This is a genomic window from Flavobacterium sp., from assembly GCF_028712645.1.
Lineage (GTDB): Bacteria > Bacteroidota > Bacteroidia > Flavobacteriales > Flavobacteriaceae > Flavobacterium.
The window spans coordinates 1-6,653 of the sequence record NZ_JAQTPQ010000201.1; the positions used below are offsets into that span (position 1 = coordinate 1).

The window sequence follows — 6,653 nt, forward strand, 5'->3', positions numbered from 1 at the left end:
ACTCCCAGGATTATCAATTATGATATTAGTTATACTACCATTTGTAATTTGTGCGTGCGCGACAGCCCCTGTACCATCTCCAATAATCAAAATTGTTAAATCAGTATAATTTATTCCATTGTTATTGATTGTAAAATCAGTTATACTGCCGTTTGTTATTAGTGGAGTTATATCCGCATTTGTGCCAGGAGAATTTTTAGGGTAAATCATTATATATGAAGTTGGTTCATAATTTATACCTCCATTAGTTACACGTAAACTCGTAATTATATGACTGATATTCGCAGTTAATTGTAACCCTGAACCAGATAAAGATGTTTGTTTGATACTAAATTGAATATTTGATCCTGTATTCAATGGATCAAAATCTCCTTTTTGTTGTATAAGATTCAATGTAGAAATACTATCTTTATGATTATTTATTGGTTTTTTATATCTAATTGGATAATGCGTCGCAGTTTCAAATTTTGCGCAAGTCGTATAATCTATATTTGTTAAAAATTTCCAAATATATTTATCATTAGTTACTTGATTATTATTCGTATCTTTTGTAGTAGGTTTATTTACACTCAGACTATTATTGTTGTTATCAATACATCTATATATACTGATTGAACCATCAGTTTGTTTTACAGTAACATATGTATTAGTTATTGGTTGAGTATTATCGTATTTGTTATAAAGTGTATTTGCTACCCAATCGTTTTTTAATATACCAAAAGCAAGATCATTCGAATATATTTTTTGTAATGTTAATATATCATCAACAATAGTATTTCTGGTTGAATCATTTATAATAGGTTCTGGTGGACTATTTTCATTTGGCCAAGCTGAGGTATGTCCAATACTTAAATAGAGATTTTTCAAATAAGTATCTGTGTTTGTATATGGTTCCACAAATAACCATTTGATACCACCATCTGATTTAATACCATGGGTATGGGTTGGTTGATATATACCACTTTTGCCAGATTCTAATGAAATATATTTACCTGTTCCTGATACGATTTGAGTTGAAATCAAATAATTCGTATTTTTTATCCAAGAACTTTCGATTCCATCTTGTAATGAATTAATTAGAGAATCTAATAATAAACTTTTTATTTGTGGATAGAATTTCATTTATTACCTATATTATGTTATCAATTATTAGTTCTTCGGAATTTTGTATAGTTATATCAATATAACTGCTTATTTGTAAATCAGCTAATATCGCTGTTTCGCTAGTATATTGTGAATTTGAAAATAATATAAATTTTGTTATTGTGGTATTATTCAACGTTGTGTCAATTGAGTTATCAATTGATGTATCAAAATATAAATCTCTTATATTAAATAAATTTACACCGCTCGGGTGAATATGTTCAAATATATGTCTTTTAGATTTTGTTAAAGGAATAATACTTCTAATTTCATAAGAAAATTTATTATATTTATTACCATCATGTAAATAGCAATTGTATCCTATAAATTTTAAATTATCTCTGTGTATTGATTGATTGGTATTTATATACACATTATTTGAAATGAATAAATTTGCGCCTGTACCCGTTACTGTATTTATAACTAATGTTGGGGATGAAACAACATCCCAATAAAAATATTCATGTTGAATTTCAAGAATTTTGCCAATTGTAGTAGTAACACCTATAATATTGGCACCTGTACCTAAAATAGATGATACAATCAGTTCAGGAATTTCAATATATCCAACTCCAGGATTTAAAATATTGATTTCTTGTATAGTACCATTTAAATCTATTTTTGAAACCGTCGCTAAAAATGCTTTTCCTTCAATTGTATTTTTAGTTGAAATAATATCACCTAAAGAATAATTCACTCCCCCTGAAACAATATTTACCCCACTTAAACTGCCCTTCTTTACTTTTTTAATAGTTATCTTACCATCAACTGCATACCCGCTTAAAGAGATTTCTTCGCCTACTTTGTATAATATACCCCCGTTTCTTATAATTATTTCAGGTCGTTCGTATATCGTTTCAACAAATATTCTATTTTTATAATGAATAGATACACTTTCATTTATGAAATTTTTTTCCGGCTTATTGATAGTTAATTCAATATATGTTAAATTGCCGTATATAATATCAATCTTATTGATTAAGCATTGTGCACCACTATTGTTTCCAATAATATATGCACTTAAATTCGAGTCGTGTAATAATTCTTGAAATATTAAATTATCATAATTCGTAGAAGTAATTAAAATTTTTGTATCGTTGTAATATTCTGCATCACTCAATGAAAACCATCTATCTCTAGGATATGTAACATTAACATCAACATTAAATAACAATCTGAACAAGTATCGTAATCCATTTAAAGATCCTCTACTCATATAAAAATCTTTTAATGTATTAACTAATATTTTTTTATCAAAGTCTGCTGTTTTTATTGTATTCCATCCTAAATCAGATAATATAGAATCAATATATTTACAATTTATATCATTTATTTCATGATTCGTAGAAAAATTAAATAATACATCAATAAAATTATTTTCTGTTTCCAACCATTTATAATAATCAATTAATAGATTTGTTGCAGTTGGATATTCTGCTTTTATAAAAGCAGGAATATTATCAATTATTATTGGTGAAATTAAATTACGCATTTTCAATAACCTTAATATCTTCAATCAATAAAATATTGTTGTGTATAGTTTCTATATCAGGTTTTGATGGGGTTGCAAATATTATCAAATAAGGTTTATTATTGATATCTAATGAATTTATTTTGATATTTTCATTTATCATAACAATTATAGTACCAGTTTGATAATTAACTGTACCTATTGGCCTTGAAATAACCTTTGTATTTGTATTATCAACCATAATCATATTACCTATTCCATCATCAATAACTTTACATATTTTATTTGTATATGTAAATGAAGATGTATTCAATGTATTAGGCAAGATCTGGTTACCAAATCTGATTATATGTTGTTCATTTTTCAAATATGTTATATTAAAAGTTTTAGAAATTATCGCTGAACTATAAATTCTAGTGATATAATCATTATCTTGTTTGATATAACTTAATAAATCAACATTTGATAATCCTATATCAAATCTATCCATGTACAAATTATTATAAGATTGTATTTTATTTGTTATTATTTGTTTTATTTCTCCAAATTCTTTATTTGTTTTTTTCCTATCAAATTTAACGAATATACTTACTGATACACTGATATATTCCGGGTTTATCACTGAAACCGTTTGACCAAATGTAGCATATTTTATTGCATTATTTTTTATTTCATATATTTGAGAATCACTGATATATTTCCCAATTTTTGGTTTAACGGCAATAAATACTGAACCATATTGTTTTTCAAAATGTTCTTCCCCTCCCCAAACTCTAACACTTTCAATATCCTGATATCTATCAATAATAAATTCTTTGAAATCTTGTGCTAGTACATTTCGGTTCTGTCTTTTATAGTGCGAAGGAATACTAAATCTAAGAGTTTCGATAGATTCTGCATCAGCTCCACCATAAGATTGTGAATTGATCGTTGTTATGAAATTATTATATCCAGATGTAGTTGTTGAATCATTACCACTTGGTTTATTATAAAACATTTCTTTACACCCATTACCATCAACTCCACTTGTACTCAGATAAGTTATTTCAATAATATTACCAGCAATAGGTTGTTTTCCAAAAACATCTTGGCCAAAATATACTTCATAAAAACCATCGTTATTAGCTGTTAAATAAAAAACAAGACTATCTTTATCGATATTAAAAATATTTTCACATAAATTATAGTCGATTGCAATAACAGAATTTCTTTCTTGTAAAACTGTTATTCTAATTGTATTGATATCTATATTACTATCTTTTAAAATATATCTTTGTTCAGGATTCCCTAGTACAGTGAATTTATTAATTCTCAAAGTTCCTTCAGTAACATAAAAATCTGGTGAATGATATTGTATATTATTTGAATCTATTATAGTTTTATCAGTACATAATATATCATCTAATACATAAAATTTTCTATTATCATCAATTGAGTTTGTGCCAGTAAAATAAGAATATTTAGGGATAATTATTTGTTTTAATGTTGGTTCTTGATTATTGTGCATTCTTATCGCTAAAGATAAATTCGCTCTAGCTCCAGTTTTACTTTGAGGAATATATCCATTTAATTTAGCTTTACTATATAATGATTCTTTAGTTTGTGCTGTGTCAATAAAAGATTCATTTAATGCCATATTTGCATAATAACCGAGATAGTGGGTATTATATGCAAATAAATTGATTAAAGAACTTATACCAGATGCATCAAAATTGTAATCAGTATATCTATTTTGTTGTTTTAGATATGTAATAAAATTTTGTTTTATTTGATAAAAATCAATTGAATTTATTGGTAATTGCATTATTCAAAATTCCTTTTTAAAAAATGTGTATAATTATCTATTAAATTTAAATCATTTATCTCGTAAGATAGATTAATTATATAACCAGAATTATCTAATAATGGTTCTATGTTTATATTAGTGACTGTTACTCTTGGTTCACATGTTCTTACTAACCAAATCAATTTTTTTTCTATCATTGCTGCAGTAATTGGCGAAGGAATATCAAACAAATATTCTTTCAATGAATTATGTTTATTTTGATCAAAAGGAATATCCCATGCATTTAATTGAAATAAATTTCTCAAACTCCTTTTAATAGCATTATCATCAAATTTATCAGAAATATCCCCTGTTAATGGGTGAATAGTTAATGTTAAATCTAAATCCCTGTAATGTGGTACCATTGTAATATTATCCTATCAGAACATCTGTTGATCCAGTCGCAACTGATCCACCGCAACCAACGGCGTCTTGGATCCTTCCAGCTGGTATACCATTAATTGAAACAGTAGAGGAACCCTTCTCTAAGAATCCTGGATGACATTCAAATTCACAACAATGAACCATAAATTTATCCCCTACTCTCATTGCACCTCTACCATTTATTTTAACATTGTGGCTCCCTTTTACTGCGATTTGCGGTGGATGACAATCATGTCCTGTTGATTGATCTCCTATCCTCGCCGCGCCCTTAGCCATGTTAATTCCCTATATGTTAAACAATTCTTTTGCATTTTTTTTAATAATAAATTCAAATCAAATATTTCTTTTGATGGTTTAGTTTTTGGTTTAATATCTTTATTATCACATGGACAAAAATCTTCAATTATCATATTAACATTGCCTCTCCTGTGATTATATGGCCCTCGAAAGATAAATAAACATTATTTTCTTTAACAATATCTAGAATTTGTTTATCTATATCAGTATCATTTCTAAATAAACTCATACTTAATTCTAAATCAGTTTCTGTTATAGAAATACTAATTGATGATGATGGTACTTCCCCAGGAATAATATTATTTTTAATCAACAAATAATTAAAAATTTCACTTTCTTCTAATTGTTTTCTGAATAATATTGCATTGATATTTCTGGTTTCCGCACTCATCAAATACCATTCAATTAAATTAGATTGATTTATATTTATATTAGATTGAAGTTTAATCGTATCTTTTATCGTTATTATATTATTTGAACAAGGTGAACATAATTCTGTATCAATTATATTATTTATAACTTTCGTTTGAGTAATATTATCACTTGGATTAAAACTATTCGTTATTAAATTTTCGATAATAGTATCATCTGAACATGGGATACAAAATTGATTTATAATAGTGTCTTCTTTAACTTCAATAACAATATCTTTATCATCTAAATCCATTGCTTGCAATAATTCATGATCTACACTCCAGTTCTTATAAACTCTTATACAAAACCATCGTTCATCGAATATATTTTTATGATCACCTAATTCAATCCTCGCTTTGAATCTCCATTGTCTCCCCCAAGAATACCAATCTCCTGTTACGGCCTGTTGACCATACCACGATGAGCTAGGTACAAATTTTTCTATTGATTTATTACAATCAATACAATCAATAATACCTGATAATAAACCATTTTTTGCCAAAGTTATTCCATCAGGTAAAATACCATCAATCAAGTAGTAATTTATCGGTAATCCACAATTTAAATCGTGTTGTGGAGGGTTAGTTTTAGTTAATTGAGCAGTTAATATTGTACCATTATCTAATTGATATACATTGAATTTCGATAAACCTTCTAAAGAAGCATATAATCTTGTTCCAGAAGGGGATTTTATTTGTAATCGAGCAATATTCGGAAATACTGTATTTGTTCTAGTTAATCTAATAAAATTAGTACCCCCAATATCATATATACAAATATAATATCTACCAGTGTTAGTATCTTGTTGACATTCCTGTATAAAATTTGTTATACTGAAATTACCAACCATAGTTAATATTGAGGCATCATATTTAAAAATATTCGTAATCAAATTTACTTGACTAGAATTGGATTCAACTAGAAACTTTTCTATTTCTGTTAATTTTACAACATCAAACCAAAATAATTTGAATTCGTTTGGATTGATAGTAAACGTTACCTCTGTTAATTAAGGTAGAAATGGGACCCTATTTGGAGCTATTGCTGTTAATAATGCCTTTGTACATTCTGTTTGTCCAGGTTTTATCATAGATAATAGCACCTTGTTTTAATTAAATG

General features: G+C 26.9%; 6 protein-coding genes. All 6 read right to left on the minus strand.

The features are described from left to right. On the minus strand, positions 1-1,122 hold a 1,122-nt coding region (locus tag PHC28_RS13955; RefSeq protein WP_300101823.1), incomplete at its 3' end, for a hypothetical protein. Positions 1,123-1,129: 7 nt separating this feature from the next. Beyond that, on the minus strand, positions 1,130-2,635 hold the full coding sequence (locus PHC28_RS13960; RefSeq protein WP_300101826.1) for a hypothetical protein: 1,506 nt from the start codon (positions 2,633-2,635) through the stop codon (positions 1,130-1,132). Further along, entirely contained in the window at positions 2,628-4,418 is a 1,791-nt protein-coding gene (locus PHC28_RS13965; protein ID WP_300101829.1) for a hypothetical protein, read from the minus strand. Before PHC28_RS13965 ends, PHC28_RS13960 begins: the two co-directional genes overlap by 8 nt. Continuing rightward, positions 4,418-4,804, minus strand: a complete 387-nt coding sequence (locus PHC28_RS13970; RefSeq protein ID WP_300101832.1) for a hypothetical protein — start codon at positions 4,802-4,804, stop codon at positions 4,418-4,420. Before PHC28_RS13970 ends, PHC28_RS13965 begins: the two co-directional genes overlap by 1 nt. A gap of 7 nt (positions 4,805-4,811) precedes the next feature. Next, the gene (locus PHC28_RS13975; protein ID WP_300101835.1) at positions 4,812-5,099 is read right to left on the minus strand and encodes a PAAR domain-containing protein; all 288 of its coding nucleotides are present in this window, start codon (positions 5,097-5,099) and stop codon (positions 4,812-4,814) included. A gap of 130 nt (positions 5,100-5,229) precedes the next feature. Further along, positions 5,230-6,426, minus strand: a complete 1,197-nt coding sequence (locus PHC28_RS13980) for a hypothetical protein (protein ID WP_300101838.1) — start codon at positions 6,424-6,426, stop codon at positions 5,230-5,232. Positions 6,427-6,653: the final 227 nt, after the last annotated feature.

Excerpts from the sequence above, each read along its gene's own strand:
- PHC28_RS13965 (WP_300101829.1), bottom strand. The coding sequence starts at position 4,418 with ATGCAATTACCAATAAATTCAATTGATTTTTATCAAATAAAACAAAAT.
- PHC28_RS13970 (WP_300101832.1), bottom strand. The coding sequence starts at position 4,804 with ATGGTACCACATTACAGGGATTTAGATTTAACATTAACTATTCACCCA.
- PHC28_RS13960 (WP_300101826.1), bottom strand. The coding sequence starts at position 2,635 with ATGCGTAATTTAATTTCACCAATAATAATTGATAATATTCCTGCTTTT.
- PHC28_RS13975 (WP_300101835.1), bottom strand. The coding sequence starts at position 5,099 with ATGGCTAAGGGCGCGGCGAGGATAGGAGATCAATCAACAGGACATGAT.